This window comes from Pantoea sp. Sc1, from assembly GCF_000255315.1.
GTDB lineage: Bacteria > Pseudomonadota > Gammaproteobacteria > Enterobacterales > Enterobacteriaceae > Pantoea > Pantoea anthophila.
The window spans coordinates 1,806,547-1,824,503 of sequence record NZ_AJFP01000001.1 but is presented as its reverse complement, the minus strand read 5'-3'; the positions used below and the strand labels follow the sequence as shown (position 1 = coordinate 1,824,503).

Annotated in this window: 18 protein-coding genes; 7 read left to right on the top strand and 11 right to left on the bottom strand. The window is 57.6% G+C overall.

The genetic code is table 11. The annotated features are described in order from the left end of the window. Position 1: 1 nt before the first annotated feature. Entirely contained in the window at positions 2–850 is an 849-nt protein-coding gene (locus tag S7A_RS08410; protein ID WP_009089704.1) for a hypothetical protein, read from the bottom strand. Positions 851–1,286: 436 nt separating this feature from the next. Continuing rightward, positions 1,287–2,039, bottom strand: coding sequence for a copper homeostasis protein CutC (cutC, locus tag S7A_RS08405; protein ID WP_009089703.1), 753 nt, complete (start codon positions 2,037–2,039; stop codon positions 1,287–1,289). Positions 2,040–2,124: 85 nt separating this feature from the next. On the opposite strand from cutC, the gene S7A_RS08400 reads away from it, so the two are divergent. Beyond that, positions 2,125–3,270 carry a MalY/PatB family protein gene (locus tag S7A_RS08400; RefSeq protein WP_009089702.1) on the top strand — a complete coding sequence of 382 codons (1,146 nt, stop codon included), beginning with the start codon at positions 2,125–2,127 and terminating at the stop codon, positions 3,268–3,270. On the opposite strand, the gene S7A_RS08395 is transcribed toward S7A_RS08400, so the two are convergent. Then, positions 3,267–3,827: a VOC family protein gene (locus tag S7A_RS08395; RefSeq protein ID WP_009089700.1), complete on the bottom strand. Its 561-nt coding sequence runs from the start codon at positions 3,825–3,827 to the stop codon at positions 3,267–3,269. The two genes, S7A_RS08400 and S7A_RS08395, sit on opposite strands and share 4 nt — an antisense overlap. A 313-nt stretch (positions 3,828–4,140) precedes the next feature. Here S7A_RS08395 and S7A_RS21735 point away from each other — a divergent pair, with 313 nt between their 5' ends. From S7A_RS21735 to S7A_RS08370, 6 genes are all read left to right on the top strand, one after another. Further along, positions 4,141–4,263, top strand: a complete 123-nt coding sequence (locus S7A_RS21735; RefSeq protein ID WP_009089698.1) for a hypothetical protein — start codon at positions 4,141–4,143, stop codon at positions 4,261–4,263. 210 nt (positions 4,264–4,473) lie between these two features. After that, entirely contained in the window at positions 4,474–6,204 is a 1,731-nt protein-coding gene (gene argS / locus S7A_RS08390) for an arginine--tRNA ligase (protein WP_009089696.1), read from the top strand. Positions 6,205–6,287: 83 nt separating this feature from the next. Further along, positions 6,288–7,205 carry a LysR substrate-binding domain-containing protein gene (locus tag S7A_RS08385; protein ID WP_033736209.1) on the top strand — a complete coding sequence of 306 codons (918 nt, stop codon included), beginning with the start codon at positions 6,288–6,290 and terminating at the stop codon, positions 7,203–7,205. Positions 7,206–7,437: 232 nt separating this feature from the next. Beyond that, a complete protein-coding gene (locus S7A_RS08380; protein ID WP_009089692.1) occupies positions 7,438–8,436 on the top strand; it encodes an aldo/keto reductase in 999 nt (332 codons plus the stop codon). Positions 8,437–8,487: 51 nt separating this feature from the next. Continuing rightward, positions 8,488–8,790 (top strand): type II toxin-antitoxin system RelE/ParE family toxin, encoded by a 303-nt coding sequence (locus S7A_RS20775; protein WP_009089690.1) that lies wholly within the window; start codon positions 8,488–8,490, stop codon positions 8,788–8,790. Between the two features lie 117 nt (positions 8,791–8,907). Continuing rightward, positions 8,908–9,240 (top strand): HigA family addiction module antitoxin, encoded by a 333-nt coding sequence (locus S7A_RS08370; RefSeq protein ID WP_033736526.1) that lies wholly within the window; start codon positions 8,908–8,910, stop codon positions 9,238–9,240. 130 nt (positions 9,241–9,370) lie between these two features. Here the strand turns inward: S7A_RS08370 and S7A_RS08365 are convergent, their stop codons facing one another. The 8 genes from S7A_RS08365 to S7A_RS08330 form a co-directional block, all read right to left on the bottom strand. Next, on the bottom strand, positions 9,371–9,763 hold the full coding sequence (locus S7A_RS08365; protein ID WP_009089686.1) for a flagellar protein FlhE: 393 nt from the start codon (positions 9,761–9,763) through the stop codon (positions 9,371–9,373). Further along, positions 9,763–11,862 (bottom strand): flagellar biosynthesis protein FlhA, encoded by a 2,100-nt coding sequence (gene flhA / locus S7A_RS08360; RefSeq protein ID WP_009089685.1) that lies wholly within the window; start codon positions 11,860–11,862, stop codon positions 9,763–9,765. Before flhA ends, S7A_RS08365 begins: the two co-directional genes overlap by 1 nt. Then, positions 11,855–13,006 carry a flagellar biosynthesis protein FlhB gene (flhB, locus tag S7A_RS08355; protein ID WP_009089683.1) on the bottom strand — a complete coding sequence of 384 codons (1,152 nt, stop codon included), beginning with the start codon at positions 13,004–13,006 and terminating at the stop codon, positions 11,855–11,857. The genes flhA and flhB overlap by 8 nt, the downstream gene beginning before the upstream one ends. Positions 13,007–13,197: 191 nt before the next feature. Then, positions 13,198–13,839, bottom strand: coding sequence for a protein phosphatase CheZ (gene cheZ / locus S7A_RS08350; RefSeq protein WP_009089682.1), 642 nt, complete (start codon positions 13,837–13,839; stop codon positions 13,198–13,200). Between the two features lie 9 nt (positions 13,840–13,848). Continuing rightward, positions 13,849–14,238, bottom strand: a complete 390-nt coding sequence (gene cheY / locus S7A_RS08345; RefSeq protein ID WP_009089680.1) for a chemotaxis response regulator CheY — start codon at positions 14,236–14,238, stop codon at positions 13,849–13,851. 39 nt (positions 14,239–14,277) lie between these two features. Beyond that, positions 14,278–15,327, bottom strand: a complete 1,050-nt coding sequence (locus S7A_RS08340) for a chemotaxis response regulator protein-glutamate methylesterase (RefSeq protein WP_009089678.1) — start codon at positions 15,325–15,327, stop codon at positions 14,278–14,280. Next, positions 15,327–16,199 carry a protein-glutamate O-methyltransferase CheR gene (gene cheR / locus S7A_RS08335; protein WP_009089677.1) on the bottom strand — a complete coding sequence of 291 codons (873 nt, stop codon included), beginning with the start codon at positions 16,197–16,199 and terminating at the stop codon, positions 15,327–15,329. The genes S7A_RS08340 and cheR overlap by 1 nt, the downstream gene beginning before the upstream one ends. Before the next feature lie 78 nt (positions 16,200–16,277). Then, complete coding sequence (locus S7A_RS08330) at positions 16,278–17,954, bottom strand: methyl-accepting chemotaxis protein (protein WP_009089675.1); 1,677 nt, start codon at positions 17,952–17,954, stop codon at positions 16,278–16,280. Positions 17,955–17,957 lie beyond the last annotated feature (3 nt).

Below are 17,957 nucleotides of genomic sequence, written 5' to 3'. Positions count from 1 at the left end.
GTTACTCCTCCGCCGCAGGCTGATCCCAGTACTCATATTTATAGGCAGAACTGAGGTGGCGTTCGATGGTGCCGCGCGTGAAGATTTCGGTCTCATGCAGGTAGCTCAGGGTGCAGTTACCGACCTCATCCCATGACTGGCACTCGTCCACCGAGCGGATCGTGCTCAGCGGCGTGCTGGCCGTGCCGTTCAGACGCACTTCACGCCATTGCGGATCGTAGGTGTAGTTGTCCGTGCTGCGGGCGGAAGTGGTGCGCGTCACCAGTCCCTTTGGATTCCAGTGATAGTGAAACTCGCCGTTGGTCGTCGGGTCGCTGCCGCGCGCCACGCTCTTCTCCAGGCGCAACTGACGATCATAGCGATAGGTCGTGTCGGTAAAACCGCTTTTTCCCATGCTGATAAATTTGTCAGAGGCGCTGGTGATATTGCCATGCTCCCCTTTCTGCCAGTTAATCGTTCCCTGCCGGTTATCAACAACGACTTCTTTGCCCTCTTTCAGCACTTTGACCAGATACGCATATTCCGCCACCCAGCCGCCCTGTACCCTGGCAATGTGTTGCTCCATGCTGAGGATCACGTTGCGCTCATTTTTGTCATAGCTGACGTCAGCCACGGTCAGGTCGCCGCAGGCGTCAAACTGGCCCAGCACCCGCTTTTGAGAATTCACATCCTTGCCAAATTCCCCCGCAATCACCTGCTTCACTGCGCCTTTGGCATTGCCGCCGAGCAGAATCAGATTATTGCTGTTGGTGATGGTTGTGCTCTGCGGCCGGCATGCGCTGGCCGCCACGCTGCCACTGCACAGCGCAGTCAGCAACAGGATGAGAGCGGCACTCTGATTGCGATTCATAGGGTCAGTTCCGGGCAACGTTGCTGTAAGTGTAAACCCTGCCGTGAAAAACAGTGGCAACCGGTGACGAATTGAAGCTGCCGCCCGGAGTTATGCCTCAAGCGGTGCGGTGATCTAAGCGTAACGGATAGCGCGGCGGTTTGCGTGGCTCTCTGCGGTAAAAGTCCTGGATGGCAGTGAATAATTCATCTGAACGACGGCTGCTCATGTCTGTCAGGCTGACCGGCTGCGGGCGATAAATTCAAGCACGGTATGATCGTCTTTTCCGGTGAAGTAAGCGGAGGTGAGATAATGAGCAATCCGGAATGAAAAGCGGCAGAGAACCGGGGCGAGCAGAGGTTTCAGACAAAAAGAACCCCAGCAAGCATACTGGGGTTTGGTACTTGCAAACACCACGTCAATGATCGGCGTGCTGCGCGGCAAAATCTGTTGTAGCTCAGGCGACCCGGACGCTGCTCATCTGCATCACGCTTTTCATCGCCTCAACCACATCGCCGTCGACGCAGTAGCGGCTGAACTCGTCGGTTTCGGCTTCTGAACACATGGAAACACCCGCTTTGCGGTAGCGCATTGGCGAAGCCATCAGGCGACTGGCCGAGCTGTGAACTTCGCGAATGCCCATATCGAGAAACTTTTGCAGGTTGCTGAGACGTACCCCGGCACCCGCCATAATAGTAGGACCCGTGCTGGTCTCATTAAGTTCCCGGAGTAATGCAATTCCGTTTTCGGCGCTCTGCTGCTGCCCGGAGGTCAGAATCCGTGCCACCCCCAGATCGGTTAATGTTTCCAGGGCGCGCTTAGGGCTGTGACAGAGATCGAAGGCCCGATGAAAGGTGACGCTCAGGCCGTCACACAGCGCCATAATCTGACGCATCTGCCCCTGATGGATGTGGGCATCTTCATCCAGCATACCAATCACCAGCCCCGGGAAACCGAGTTCACGGATCAGCGCCACGTCCGATTTCATCGCTTCAAATTCACGTGCGGTGTAACAAAAATCGCCCCCGCGTGGCCGGACAATAGGATGAACCGGAATCGATACCGCCTGACGGGCCGCCTTCAGCATCCCCGCAGACGGGGTCAGACCGCCTTCGCGCGGGGCGGCACAGAGTTCAACCCGATCGGCACCCGCCTGTTGTGCGGTCACGGCGCAGTCCACGCCATAGCAGCAAATTTCCAGTGTGGTCATTCTCTTCTCCTTTACATGACTCTGGTTCAAGGCAGATTCATCAGTTAGTCTGGCTGCTGGAATGAGTTTACCGGGAAAGTTAACTATGACATTCAATTTCGACCAACGGATAGACCGCCGTCACAGCGATAGTCTCAAATGGAACAAATATGCGGACCAGGACATTCTGCCGTTGTGGGTCGCGGATACCGATTTCCGATCGCCGGATTGCATCATCAACGCGATAAAAGCCCGTGCCGAACATGGGATTTTTGGTTACGGCGACACGCCCGTTGAGTTTATCGACAGCGCGATCTCCTGGCTTGCCTCACGCTATCAGTGGCACGTAAATCCGGAGTGGATTGTGGTACTGCCCGGCGTGGTGAGCGGGCTGAACCTGGCTGTCCGTGCCTTTACGGCCTCAGACGAACGCACGATAGCGCCGACCCCGATTTATCCCCCGTTTCGCGGGGCGTCAAAGCTGGCGGAGCGTGCTCAGCTGAATCTGCCGCTGACCCTGAACGCGGGACGCTGGCTGCTGGATCTGACGGCAGCCGAGGGTGAGATGACGGGCAGCGAGCGGCTGTTAATGCTCTGCAATCCGCAGAATCCGGGCGGCACCGTCTATCGCCGGGATGAACTGCTGGCGCAGCTCGCCTTTGCGCAGAAGCACGATTTGATTGTCTGCTCTGACGAGATCCACAGCGATCTGCTGCTGGAGCCGGGTGTTCAGCACATCCCGTTTGCCAGCCTGAGCGAAGACGCCGCGCAGCGCAGCGTAACCCTGATATCGCCGTCCAAAACCTTTAATATTGCCGGGCTTGGCGCATCCATCGCCATTATTCCGAACCCCGAACTGCGCGCGCGTTTTACGCGGTTGCGGCGCGGCATTGTGCCTGACGTTGATATTCTGGCGATTACGGCAGCGGCGGCGGCGTGGCGCGAGGGTGAATCCTGGCTGGAAGCGCAGAACCTCTACCTGCGCAGCAACCGCGACTGGCTGGTGTCGCAGGTCAATAAAATGACCGGTCTGTCACTCGCCGCCCCGGAAGCCACCTACCTGGCCTGGATCGACGCCAGCGAACTGGGCGTCGCCAGCCCGGCGCTCTACTTCGAAAAACACGGTCTGGGCTTAACCGCAGGCCGGGAATTTGGCAATGACCAGTTTGTCCGGCTCAATTTCGGCTGCACGCGCGCGCTGCTTGACGAGGCGGTCGCCCGCCTGAAACGCGCGGTCGCCGCCCGGATTTAGTTCTGCTCGCTGGCGACAATCTCTTCCAGTCGCCACGGATGAAACTTGATTGTCGTCTGTCCATCCGTCACCGCCAGCGTCGGATTGGGCAGACGCTCATTCTCTCCCTTCGGCGCGCTGGTTTTAAACGAAATGCCCGGCTGCGTCAGTGCCGGGTCAGAGAGCAAGGCCATTGCGCGCATGCCCAGCGACTCCGGATCGCCGCGTAACACGACCTCAACGTGTTCCCAGCCTTCATGGCGATAACGCTTTTCACCCGGCCACGGCAGTTCCACCACATCAATCTGACACCCTGCCACGGTTAAGGGTTGATCGAGCTTAAACAGACAAATCGGTCGCCCGTTGATGACGGCGGAGGAAAATTCTGTGCCCATCTGCTGCAGACCCTTCTGCCAGCGTGCCGCCGTGGTGTCCTGATGACAGCGCACCGCAATATGGTCGATTTCATGATCGCAAAGAGACAAACCCAGGCGCTGCGCAAAGTTTTGCAACGATTCTTCAAAACGCTCTAAATCTGACTTTAAATCATCCAATTCTGCCGGAAAAGTATGCTTCACAACCCTTATTCCTCTCTCTTTATTTAACTTTTGTGACCAGTCTGCTTTATTGTGCGCCGGGAGTTAAGCGTAATAAATGATAAGATTCATCTTATTTGACCGGAAATTTAACGCAAAACCGCATAATAACATCTTTCATTTCGGATTTATCTCCTGTTTAGGACCATGAGTTCCTTGATGAAGTTATATTAAATACATGATTAAATTAGACTTCTTTATTACAATAAGATAACTCTCATTTCAACCTCAATCAATTGCAGCTCTCCCTGCCTTCCTATAAATTTGACCTAACACAACCAAAAGGAATGGCTCTATGTCTATGCTCATCGTTGTCGCTGTCCTGATCGCACTGATGGGATTTGCAATTTCCCGCCACTGGAAGGTGCGTGAAGATAAAAGCGTTAAGAACCCCCGCCGTCATCTGAGACGTCGTTAATGCCTCCGGGAAACATCTTCTCTGGCTCTGTTTCCCCGCTTCATCCAGCTACTGACGCCCACTGACATTTCACGTATACTTTCCCCCTCATTTTTTCCGTTTTGTCTGCCTCATCCGTTTCTGCCCGTCCGTGACGCGATGCTGTCAGGCAAGATGATGACAGTCCGGCTTAGCAGGCTCGGGCGTTGTTCAGCTTATGAAGGTAACTCGGTGAATATTCAGGCACTTCTTTCCGCAAAAGTCAGTCAGGCAATGGTTTTAGCCGGCGCACCCGCCGATTGCGAACCGCAGGTTCGTCAGTCCGCCAGGGTTCAGTTTGGAGACTATCAGGCCAACGGTATTATGGCCGTGGCGAAAAAGCTGGGACAGGCTCCGCGACAATTAGCGGAAGCGGTGATCCAGCATCTCGACCTGACCGGCATCGCCAGCAAAGTCGAAATTGCCGGACCGGGCTTCATCAATATTTTCCTTGATCACGCCTGGCTGGCGAAGCATGCCCGTGAAGCCCTGAGTCTGCCGCGTCTGGGCGTGCAGCTGGCTGAGCCTCAGACGATCGTGGTCGACTACTCTGCGCCTAACGTCGCCAAAGAGATGCACGTGGGCCACGTCCGTTCCACCATCATTGGTGATGCCGCTGTTCGTACGCTGGAGTTTCTCGGCCATCGGGTGATCCGTGCGAACCACGTCGGCGACTGGGGCACTCAGTTCGGCATGCTGATCGCGTTCCTGGAAAAGCAGCAGAACGAGAATCACGCAGAGATGGCGCTGGCCGATCTCGAAGCCTTCTACCGTGAAGCCAAGCGCACCTATGACGAAGATCCTGAGTTTGCCGAGCGCGCACGCAGCTACGTGGTGAAATTACAGGGTGGCGATCCTTACTGCCGTGAGATGTGGAAGAAGCTGGTCGACATCACGATGAGTCAGAACCAGAAGATTTATGACCGCATGAACGTCACCCTGACCCGCGACGATGTGATGGGTGAGAGTCTTTACAACGATATGCTGCCTGGCATCGTGGCTGACCTGAAACAGAAAGGGTTAGCCGTGGAGAGTGAAGGCGCGACCGTGGTGTTCCTGGATGAGTTCCAGAACAAAGAAGGTGAGCCGATGGGCGTCATCATCCAGAAGAAGGATGGTGGCTACCTCTACACCACGACCGATATCGCCTGTGCGAAATATCGTTATGAGACCCTGAAAGCTGACCGTGTGCTTTACTACATTGACTCCCGTCAGCATCAGCACCTGGTGCAGGCCTGGACTATCGTGCGTAAAGCCGGTTATGTTCCCGAGTCGGTGCCGCTCGAACACCATGCCTTTGGCATGATGCTGGGCAAAGATGGCCGTCCGTTCAAAACCCGCAGCGGTGGCACCATCAAGCTTTCCGACCTTCTGGATGAAGCTTATCAGCGTGCTTACACGCTGGTGCGCGAGAAGAACCCGGAGATGAGCGAAGCGGAAGTCAAAACGCTGGCGGAAGTGGTCGGGATCAGTGCGGTGAAATATGCTGACCTTTCCAAGAGCCGCACCACCGACTACATCTTCGACTGGGACAACATGCTGGCCTTCGAAGGTAACACGGCGCCCTACATGCAGTATGCCTACACCCGCGTACTCTCGGTGTTCCGTAAGGCGGGTATTGATGCCGATTCGCTGGATGCAGAGATTGTCATCAGCGAAGAGCGCGAAGCCCAGCTGGCGACCCGCCTGCTGCAGTTCGAAGAGATCATCACTCAGGTTGCCCGTGACGGCACTCCCCATGTGATGTGTGCCTATCTCTACGATCTGGCCGGTCTTTTCTCCGGCTTCTACGAGCACTGCCCGATCCTGACGGCAGAGTCAGAGTCAACCCGCCTGAGCCGGCTGCAGCTGGCTGCGCTGACTGCGAAGACGCTGAAGCAGGGTCTGGATACGCTGGGCATCGACACCGTCGAGCGCATGTAATCGTCGCGGCGGAGAGGGCCTTCCCTCTCCGTCGCTGACCCCGCCTGCCTTATTCCCCCTTCTCTGAGTGGCAGAACGACCTCATGTCTGTAGCAGCGCATCTCATCAGCCGTCACCTTCCTGCGGTAAAGCAATTGCAATGCTTTCTGGCTGTCGCGCATGAGCTTAACTTTCGCCGGGCCGCTGAACGCCTGAGAATGACGCAGCCTCCCCTGACCCGCCAGATTCAGAGTCTGGAAGATCTGCTGGGACAGCCGCTCTTCAGCCGGACACCCCATGAGGTGACGCTCACCGAAGCCGGGCAGGCCCTGGTTGCTAAAGCGGAAGCGATCCTCATCGCCCTCGAAGCCTTAAGCCAGGATGCGGGCCCTGTTGCCTCGCGCCTGCGTATCGGCGTAACCCGAACGCTGAACTTTGAAGCTATCACGCCGCTTAACCAGCAGCTCGTTGCACTTCATGCCAGTGACGAGATGGAGCTGCCCAGCCTGACCTCCGCGCAGCTGCTGCAGAACCTGGCCCGTAACACGCTCGATTTAATCCTCACCGGAGAAAAAGGCGCGGAGGCTGATGAGGCCGTCCACTACGCCTGGGTTTACCGCGAGCCGCTGCTGGTCGTCCTGCCCGCCTCCCATCCTGCCGCCCGGGCGGAACAGGTTTCGCCTGAGGCCGTGGCTGACCTGCCCCTGTTCTGGTTCGCGCGCAGTGCCAATCCGCTGTTCTACGACAAATGTGAGCGCTACTTCGCTACGCTTCGCGTGACGCTGAGACGGCAGCGGGAGCCGGAAGATTCACTGCTGATGCTATCCCATATCGCCAGAGGCAAGGGTTTCGCCCTGATGCCCCGGTCAAAATGTACCTTCAATCAGGCCGGACTCTGCTACCGGCCGCTGAGCGAACGCGCGGCCCGGCACCTGGCCATTGATGTGTATGCCGCTATCCGTGCCGATGAAAAAAACGAGGCGGTTCTCGCAGCGCTGGAAAAATTATCCACTCAAAAGTAAGCCATCCCTTAAAAACAGCCGCACTTCATCGGCGAAAATATATTTACGCTGCTCTCAAAACGAAGCGTTAATTACCCATTCCCGCCGTTTTCAGTTGTGCAATTAATAACCTCCTCCGCCGCTTACCCGCTTATTTATTCACCTGCCTGATACCTTTCTGGTATTGCCAGAACAGCAATTCATGGCTGTCGGCATGAGTGAAACAATGGCGACTCACTCACGAGGAGAGACAATGAAAACACGCACGTTATCTCAGGGGCTGGAGGTCAGCGCGATCGGTTATGGCGCAATGGGGCTGAGCGAATTTTATGGTCAGACCGACGACCGCCACGCCCTGCAGCTGCTTAACCAGCTACGCGAAACCGGCATCACCTTTATCGACACCGCCGATCTTTATGGCCGCGGCCACAACGAGCAGTTGATCGGTCAGTTTCTTGCCGGGCTGAGCCAGGCCGACCGGCAGACATTTACCGTCGCCACCAAATGTGGCATCGCCCGGCCAGCGGATGAGGCTTATGCCCGCACCATCAATAATGAGCCGGACTACATTATTCGCAGCTGCCACGCGTCGCTGAAACGACTGGGCGTTGAGCGCATCGACCTGTTCTATCTGCATCGTATCAGTCCAGCGACACCGATTGAGGAGAGCATGGCGTGCCTCAGCAGTCTGGTGCAGCAGGGCAAGATTGCACAGATTGGATTATGCGAAGCCTCCGCCGCCACGCTGAAGCGCGCGCATGCCGTGCATCCTCTGGCGGCATTACAGACGGAGTATTCACTCTGGACGCGGGACATTGAGGCGGCGATCCTGCCAATGGTGAAACAGCTCGGCATCGGACTGGTGCCCTACTCGCCGCTGGGCAGAGGTTTTCTTACCGGTAAATACCGTAACAACAGCGATTTTACTGAAGGCGACTTCCGCAAAAATAATGACCGCTTCCAGCAACAAAATCTCGACCACAATCTCAGCCTTCTTAACGCGATCGCGCCGCTGGCTGAGAAATATCACGCCACCAGCGGGCAGATTGCGCTGGCGTGGTTACTGGCTCAGTATGAAAAAGTGGTGCCGATCCCAGGCACGAAGCAGCTCGTCTGGCTTCATGAAAATGCCGGGGCCGCAGAGATTGAACTGGAAGAGGCCGATGTCCGGCTGCTGAATGGCCTGCATCAGCAGATCGAAGTCAAAGGTGGCCGCTACTCTGAAGAGGGAATGAAGGGGGTAAATGGCTGACCCTGATTAGCACTTGCGCACTGTGCAACGGTGCGCTAAGCTGATTTCAACATGATACAGGGAGGTCATGATGTGGCAACGTTAAGGAACATCGACAGTTTCAGGGATGAATGGCTCAGGGACTTTTTTTTATATGGGAAACATTCCGGAAAAATCCCGATGACACTCTCATCAGCCCTGGCCAGAAAGCTCGATATTATTAATGCCGCGGTAAATTATCAGGATCTGAGATCACCACCAGGCAATCGTTATGAGGAGCTGAACCCACCCCTGAAAGGATATGCAGCAATCAGAGTCAATGAGCAATACCGGCTGATTTTCAAATGGATCGACGGTAAGGCTGTTGATCTCTAACTGGACCCGCATAGCTACAAAAGACACAAATGATAATCACCAGACATCCTGATGTCGGACGCTGCCACCCTGCCGGCAGCATTATCAGACGCTGAAAGAGATGAAGAGAGCAACGATATGAATCAGGCGACCCGAAAACCGACTACTGTTGGCGACGTGTTACTTTACGAATACCTGGAGCCAGCTGGCCTGAAAATCCTTGATTTAGCAGAGATGCTGAAGGTACACCGTAACACCGTCAGCGCTCTGGTGAACAATAACAGGAAGCTGACACCGGATATGGCTTTCAGACTGGCTTCGGCCTTTGAGACCAGTGTGGAGTTCTGGCTTAACCTGCAGAACAGTGTTGATGTCTGGGAAGTGATGCACGATGCACGCGCTCAGGAGGAGATCAGTCGCGTAACCCCGCTGAAGACGTTTCTGGCGCAGAAAGAGAATCAGGTGGCGTGAAAGTGAAGAACGTCGCCCTGACGGCGCGTTTACAGGCAAATCTTTCAACGGACACCAGGGCCGCGCTGAGCGCGCCCTGATATCACATCTCCCGGATCTCAGGCTTCTTTCAGGCTCTCCGGTAAACGCCCTACTCGTAGTTGACCATCACTTCGCTGCTGACCACCCGCAAACCTGGTGGCAGCGCCCCGCTTCCGGCAAAACCAAACACCATATGGAGCGGTTCATCGGCACTCAGATGGGCCAGCCCGCGCGTCACCCCGCTGGCCCCCTCCAGCGTTGCGCAGCGCTGCACGCCGCAGAGCCGCACCTCCAGGCCGGAAGGCGCCGGCCGGCTCAGCTCATAACGCCAGCTGATTACGCTGACCTCACCGCCCACACCGGTGGGGGGCGTCAGCGGCTGCGACCGCATCCAGCTGCCCCGGTTTGCCAGCGGTGGCCCGCTGGCACTGCCACTCCAGGCCCCGCCGGCCGCCTGTGCCATCAGCGGCAGCAGCAACAACAGAGCGATTGGCCAGCGCATTATTTGCCTCCGATAGTGGCGGTCATGCGGATCTGGCGGTTGTCGCTCAGCTCCAGATTTGAAATTACCACCAGCTGTGGCAGGTTGCGGCGCAGGAAACGCGCCAGCAGCGCACGCAGCGGATGATTGACCAGCAGCACCGGTGGTGCGCCCAGCATCTCCTGACGCTGCAACGCCGCCTGTGCCTGGCTTAACAGCCGATCGGCCAGCCCCGGCTCCAGCCCGCCGCCGCCCTGCAGGGCCTGCAGCAAGAGCCGCTCCAGCGTCGAGTCCAGCCCGATCACCTGCACCTCATCATTACCCGGGAACCACTGCTGGGTAATCGCACGGCCCAGCGCCACACGAACGACGCTGGTCAGCTCCTGCGGATCGCTCTGCACCGGCGCATGCTCCGCCAGCGTTTCAATAATGGTTCGCATATCGCGAATCGACACCCGCTCAACCAGCAGGTTTTGCAACACTTTATGCAGTGTCGTCAGCGTGATCACACCCGGCACCAGATCCTCGGTCAGCTTCGGCATCTCCTGCGTCACCCGATCCAGCAACTGCTGCGCTTCCTGACGACCAAACAGCTCGCTGGCGTACTGACCAATCAGGTGATTAAGGTGGGTCGCGACGACGGTACTGGCTTCCACTACGGTAAAGCCCTGAATCTGCGCCTGCTCTTTCAGCGCGCTGTCAATCCAGACCGCCGCCAGGCCAAAGGCGGGATCGACTGTGGCTTCACCCGGCAGCGAGCCAGCCGCCGTGCCTGGGTTGATCGCCATCCAGCGGCCAGGGTAGGCATCCCCGCTGCCAATCTCCACCCCTTTCATCAGAATGCGGTAGCGTGCAGGCGGCAGCTCCATATTGTCGCGAATGTGCACGACCGGCGGCAGGAAACCGACATCCTGAGCGACCTTCTTACGGATACTGCGGATACGCCCCAGCAGCTCGCCATTTTGCTGATGATCGACCATCGGAATCAGGCGGTAGCCCACTTCCATGCCCAGCGTGTCTTCCAGCTGCACATCGGTCCAGGAGGCTTCCGTGGTGGCAGGCGTGTCCGCCGCCGCTTTGTTACTGATGCTGCCTGCAGTGTCCACTTTCTTCTTCGGCTGCATTTCGCGGCCGCGCAGCCACCAGGCCAGACCCAGTAAGGCCGCGGTAAACAGCAGGAAGACAAAGTTAGGCATGCCCGGCACCAGGCCCAGCAGACCGATCACCCCGGCGCTGAGCATCAGCACGCGCGGATCTTTGAACAACTGGGTGACCATCTGCTCGCCCACATCCTGATCGGTGGCGACGCGCGTAACGATAACACCGGCCGCGGTGGAGATAACCAGCGCCGGGATCTGAGCGACCAGACCATCACCGATGGTCAGCAGGGTATAGGTTTCTGCGGCATGACCCACATCCATACCGTGCTGCACCACGCCGACCAGCAGGCCGCCGATGACGTTAATCACCATGATCATGATGCCTGCGATGGCATCCCCGCGAACGAACTTACTGGCACCGTCCATCGAGCCATAAAAGTCCGCTTCCTGGGTCACCTCTGCACGGCGACGCTTGGCCTCATCTTCGCCGATCAGACCGGCGTTGAGGTCGGCATCGATTGCCATCTGCTTACCGGGCATCCCGTCCAGCACAAAGCGCGCGCCAACTTCCGCGATACGCCCGGCACCCTTGGTAATAACCATGAAGTTGATGATGACGAGGATGATAAACACCACAATACCGATGGCGAAGTTTCCGCCCACCAGGAAGTGGCCGAACGCTTCCACCACCTGCCCCGCCGCCGCGGCACCCGTGTGTCCTTCCATCAGGATGATACGGGTCGACGCGACGTTGAGCGCCAGGCGCAGCAGCGTAGAGAAGAGCAGGATGGTCGGGAATGCCGCAAACTCCAGGGTCCGCTGGGTGAACATCGACACCAGCAGGATCATGATTGACAGCGCAATGTTAAAGGTAAACAGCAGATCGAGGATGAATGGCGGTAAAGGCAGCACCATCATCGACAGGATCATCAGGATCAGCACCGGACCTGCCAGCACCTGCCACTGCATCTCTTTAAAGTTGCCCGGTAAACGTAGTTTTGCGGCCAGGTTGTTAGCCATCGTTTTTGCTCTCTCCTGCAAAGTCCATCTCTGCCGGAACCGGCAGGTTTTTTGGTTTGGCTGGGATCAGGCCGCCTTCACGCTTCCAGCGGCGTGACTGCCAGACCCATGCCAGTACCTCTGCCACGGCAGCATAAAGCGCGCCGGGGATGTGCTGACCAATCTCAGTGTGTCGATACAAGGCACGCGCCAGCGGCGGTGCTTCCAGAACCGGGATGCGGTGCTCCGCGCCCAGTTCGCGAATTCTCAGGGCTATCTCGCCTGCGCCTTTGGCGACGACTTTTGGCGCACTCATCTTCTTCTCGTTGTACTGCAGCGCCACCGAGTAGTGCGTCGGGTTGGTGACGATCACGTCAGCTTTCGGCACATCCGCCATCATGCGGCGGCGCGCGGCGGCGCGCATCTGCTGGCGGATACGCCCCTTAACGTGCGGGTCACCCTCCTGCTGCTTATGCTCGTCGCGGATCTCCTGCATCGACATCTTCAGCTTTTTGAAGTGGCTGTAGAGCTGCCAGAAGACGTCATACCCCACCATCGGCACCAGCCCCAGCATCACCAGCGAACAGCAGACGGCGATCATCTCCATGCCGTGGATCAGCGCGGTGACCGGGGCTTCGCTGATCAGCCGCAGCATCTCCGGCCAGTGGCTCCAGATGTACCACCAGCCTACGGCACCGACGAGAATGGTTTTGAGCACGCCTTTAAACAGTTCGGTCCAGGCCTGAGCGGCAAACATCCGCTTAAAACCGGCCATCGGACTCAGTTTTTTCAGGTCGAACTTGATCGATTTGCCGCTGAACACGATACCGCCCAGCAGCATGGGGGCGGCAATCGCCACCAGCACCAGCCCGCCCATCAGGGGCAGCAGCGCCATCAGCGCCTGGGTGATCAGTCCGCCGATGTGGCTGACAATGATTTTGTCATCTCTGACCATGCCATGATCAAAGCGGAGGCCGGTGGCCACCATCGCGGCCAGCCGGTGCGCCATCATGTTGCCGCCTACCCACAGGATCATGATGCCGGCCAGCAGCATCAGTAATGACGTCAGTTCGCGCGAACGCGGAATCTGGCCCTCTTCACGCGCTTTCTCAAGTCGGTGGGCCGTGGGCGATTCTGTTTTGTCTTCGTCGCTTTCTTCAGCCACGACAAACCTCAGCTGGCAGGAATTCTGAGCATAGGATGCCAAATCTGGCTTAAGTCAAAGCGGAGATAAGATGGGGAAAAAGGGCGTTCTTTCGGGGATGAATCTGGCAATGGGGAACGGGGCCACCGGAGGGTGACCCTGTTTTGCGGCAGTACAGCGCTGTTGCCCGCCCGCAGGCGGACAACATCGGGTCAGAACCCTAAGCTGTCCAGCAGGTCATCAACCTGATCCTGGTTCGCCACCACGCCCGGTGCATCGGCGTGGATCTGCGGCCCATTCAGCAGGCTGGTGCCCTCCTGGCGCTTCTCTGCGCTGACTTCCGGCATGTTCTCCAGCAGCACCATCAACAGCTGGCGCTCAATCTCCTGGATCACATCCATCATGCGCTTGATCACCTGACCGGTCAGATCCTGGAAATCCTGCGCCATCATGATGGCCAGCAGCTGTTTGTTGGTGAAGGAGGTATGCTCTGGCACAGCGTCGAGGAATGCGCGCGTATCCGTCACCAACTCCCGCGCATCACCCAGTTCAATCGGGTTCTCAAACCACTCATCCCAACGCCCTTTCAGCTGAGTTGCCCCGGCTTCCATTTTATCCTGATGTGGCTGAGCTGCTTCAACACAGTTCAGCGCACGGTCGGCGGCCTGCGCCGTCATCTGCACCACGTAATCCAGACGGTCGCGGGCATCAGGAATAGCTTCAGCGGCATCGGCGATGGCTTTATCCAGCCCCAGCTCGCGCAGGCTGTCGCGCAGCATGCGGGTCAGAGACCCGATGCGACTGATGATGTCGTGTGCCGAGGCATCCATAGTTGGTTTCGGAAGGTCGCTCATCACATCTCCTTACATGCCCAGTTTTTCAAAAATTTTACCCAGCTTCTCTTCCAGGGTAGCGGCGGTGAAAGGCTTCACCACATATCCGCTGGCGCCTGCCTGAGCTGCAGCGATAATGTTCTCTTTCTTCGCTTCTGCGGTCACCATCAACACCGGCAGCGTGCTCATCGTCGCGTCGGCACGAATGGTCTGCAGCAGCTGCAGGCCATCCATGTTTGGCATGTTCCAGTCAGAAATGACGAAGTCGAAACCGCCTGCTTTCAGTTTGCCAAGGGCATCCACACCATCTTCTGCTTCTTCTACGTTATTGAAGCCCAGCTCTTTCAGCAGGTTACGGACAATACGACGCATCGTATTGAAGTCGTCTACTACCAAAAAGCGCATGTTTTTATCAGCCATATCTACTCCTGAGTTGTCTCGCCCGGCAGGACGGGCCTGTTAAATACGCAATGCCTGTCCGGCGCTAATTTTCGCCAGCATGTGCTGGCTGATGTTGCTTAAATCCACGACTTCATTCACACCGCCTGTGGCAATTGCCTCACGCGGCATGCCAAATACCACACAGCTGGCCTCGCTCTGGGCGATGGTCCAGGCTCCCGCCCGGTTCATCTCCAGCATCCCGGCGGCGCCGTCGTTGCCCATGCCGGTGAGGATCACCCCCACCGCATTTCGTCCGGCGTTGATCGCCACCGATTTGAACAGCACATCCACCGACGGCTTGTGCCGGTTAACCGGCGGGCCGTCATTGAGCTTCACGACATAGTTGGCACCGCTTCGGGCCAGCTCCATATGCATCGCGCCTGGCGCGATATAGGCGTGACCCGGCAGAATACGCTCGCCATCTTCCGCCTCTTTCACCGTGATCTGACACAACTTGTTCAGACGCTCGGCAAAGGAGCGGGTAAAGCCTGGCGGCATGTGCTGGGTAATCAGCAGCGCCGGGCTGGTCGCCGGTAACGGCTGCAGCACATGACGGATCGCCTCGGTGCCGCCGGTAGAGGAGCCAATCGCAATCAGTTTCTCACTACTCAGCAGCGGCCCTGCTTTCAGCGTCACCGGGGCCGGCATCGCGGCGCGGTTATGCAGACGGGCACGGGCCGCGGCGCGGATCTTGTCGCCAATCATCTGGCTGTAAGCCAGCATCCCTTCGCGGATGCCGAGCTGGGGCTTGGTGACGAAATCGACCGCCCCCAGTTCCAGCGCCCGCAGCGTAATCTCGGAGCCTTTTCCGGTCAGCGAGGAGACCATCACGACCGGCATCGGGCGTAACCGCATCAGTTTTTCCAGGAAATCGAGGCCATCCATGCGCGGCATTTCCACATCCAGCGTCAGCACCTGCGGATTGAACTGCTTAATCAAATCGCGGGCGACCAGCGGATCCGGTGCCGTAGCGACCATCTCCATATCCGGATGACTGTTGATGATTTCCGTCATCAGTTGCCGCATCAGCGCAGAGTCATCTACGCACATCACGGTGATTTTGCTCATCATCTTTCCTTCGTCAGTCCATAGACGGTTTGTCCGCGCAGCCAGAACTCTTTACTGATCTGACTGAAGTTCTCTGAGTGACCGGCGAACAGAATGCCGCCCGGCTTCAGCAGCGGGACAAACCGACGCAGAATCTTCTCCTGCGTCTCTTTATCGAAATAGATCATCACATTGCGACAGAATATGGCGTCAAACGGCCCCGGCAGCGCCCACTCGTTAGCCAGCAGGTTAAGCTGGGCGAACGTGACCAGGCCACTGAGCTCAGGGCGCGCCCGCACCATGCCCGCATGCGGCCCGGTTCCGCGCAGAAAGAAGCGCTGCATCTGCGCCGGTGACAGCGTGCGCAGCTCCTCCTGGCGATAGACGCCGGAAACCGCTTTTTCCAGTACCTGAGTGTCGATATCGCTGGCGTGAACCTGAAATTTGCCGGGTCCGGTCCCCAGCGTTTCGGCCAGCGTCATGGCGATCGAATAGGGTTCTTCGCCGGTTGACGCCGCGGTGCTCCAGACGCTGAAGTTGCCCTGACGCTTACGTGCATGCTCCGCCAGAATCGGGAAGTGATGCGCTTCACGGAAGAACGCGGTCAGGTTAGTCGTCAGGGCGTTAATAAACGCCTGCCACTCGGCACTGTTCGGGTCGGACTCCAGCAGCGCCAGGTAGCGACCAAAATCGTCGATGTTCAGCGTGCGCAGACGACGAACCAGACGGTTGTAAACCATCTCACGCTTGTGATCGGCCAGTACGATACCGGCACGCTGATAGATCAGCTGGCTGATACGGCGAAAATGCGCATCGGAGAGCGGCAGGCGCTGCACCATCTGTGACAGCAGCGTTGTCGTCTCATTTTGATCTAATATCGTCGATTTTTTCATCTCTGCACCTGGCCCGAACTGAATACATTAACTCTGCTGCGATGTCCGGCCGCAAAACGGCGGCCGGACGACGGGCGATTAAAAGGTTTCCCAGTTGTCGTCACTGCGCGCAGCAGACTGACGGCCAACGGCTAACGGCGCATCAAGCTGTAGGGTTTTTGTCACCGTTGTCTTGTTAACGGCCTGAGCGACAAATTCTTTACCAATATTGAACACTGAAACCGCCTGTTTTAAGTGACTTGCCTGATCTTCGAGCGCCGCAGCGGCTGCCGCTGACTCTTCAACCAGCGAGGCGTTCTGCTGGGTCACGCGATCCATCTCGGTAACCGCCAGGCCAACCTGGTCGATACCGCGGCTCTGCTCGTCTGACGCAGAGGCGATTTCACCCATGATGTCGGTCACGCGGGTTACCGCGCTGACGATGTTGCTCATGGTGTCACCGGCGCTTTCTACCAGCACCGAGCCGGTATTCACGCGACTCACGGAATCTTCAATCAGGCCTTTGATCTCTCTTGCGGCCTGGGCGCTGCGCTGCGCCAGGCTGCGCACTTCACCGGCCACCACGGCAAAACCGCGCCCCTGTTCACCCGCACGGGCGGCTTCAACCGCCGCGTTCAGCGCCAGAATGTTGGTCTGGAAGGCGATACCGTCGATGACGCTGGTGATATCGGCAATTTTCTTCGAGCTGCCCGCAATCTCTTTCATGGTGGTGACCACGCCATCCACCACTTTGCCGCCCTGCTGCGCGGTTTCAGAGGCGGTCAGCGCCAGCTTGGACGCCTGACGGGCGTTTTCGGCGTTCTGCTTCACGGTGGCCGTCAGCTGCTCCATACTGGCCGCAGTCTGCTCCAGAGAGGCCGCCTGCTCTTCCGTACGCGAAGAGAGATCGTTGTTGCCGATAGCGATTTCGCTGGCACCGGTGTAGATGGCGTCAGAGCCATCACGCACGGTACGTACGGTACGCACCAGCTCCTGCTGCATGTGCTGCAGAGAGGTCAGCAACTCACCGATTTCGTTTCGCACGCTAATCTCGATCGGCTGAGTCAGATCGCCACGCGCAATGTGCTGGATATGTTCCATGCTCTGACGCAGCGGACGGATCAGCACCGAGCGCATCACATTCCACACGAGGATAATCATCAGCAGCGTGACCGCCAGCGTGGCAACCACGATGGTGATAGAACGGGTATAGGCCTGCTGGTTAGCTTCGACACCCTGCTTCGCCAGGACCTGGTTGTACTCAAGCCAGGCGGTGTAATCTTTCTGGAACTTGTCCTGATAGCTCTGGGTTGGCTGATCAACAAAGCCCTTGAAGTTGCCGGTGGTGAAGAAGACCATCAGCTCCGCCAGCGCATCGTGATAGGCCTTGTAGTTCGCCTGCAGTGCCAGGACGTTTTCGGCCGTTTTGCCCTTCTCCGACAGGTTATCGTTGAAGATCTGGTAGTTGATTTCCGCCTGTTTCAGCTCTTCACCCGCCAGTGCCACCAGCTCTTTCACGCTGGCACCCGATCCCGCCATCTGCGCATCCTGCAGAAAACGAATACCGGCGCGGTTGAGGGTGTTGCGCGCCTGAACAAGCGAAACCCATGAGGTGCCCATAGCCTGCTGCAGCGTATTCAGACGCTGGTTATAGGCAAAGTTATCTTTATCTGAACTGACAGTTTTGAAGAACATTCCGCCGGAAAACAGCTGCAGCAGCGCAAACAGCGCCAGCACACACAGCAGGCCGGAAACAACGCGTACTCGACTAAACATAAA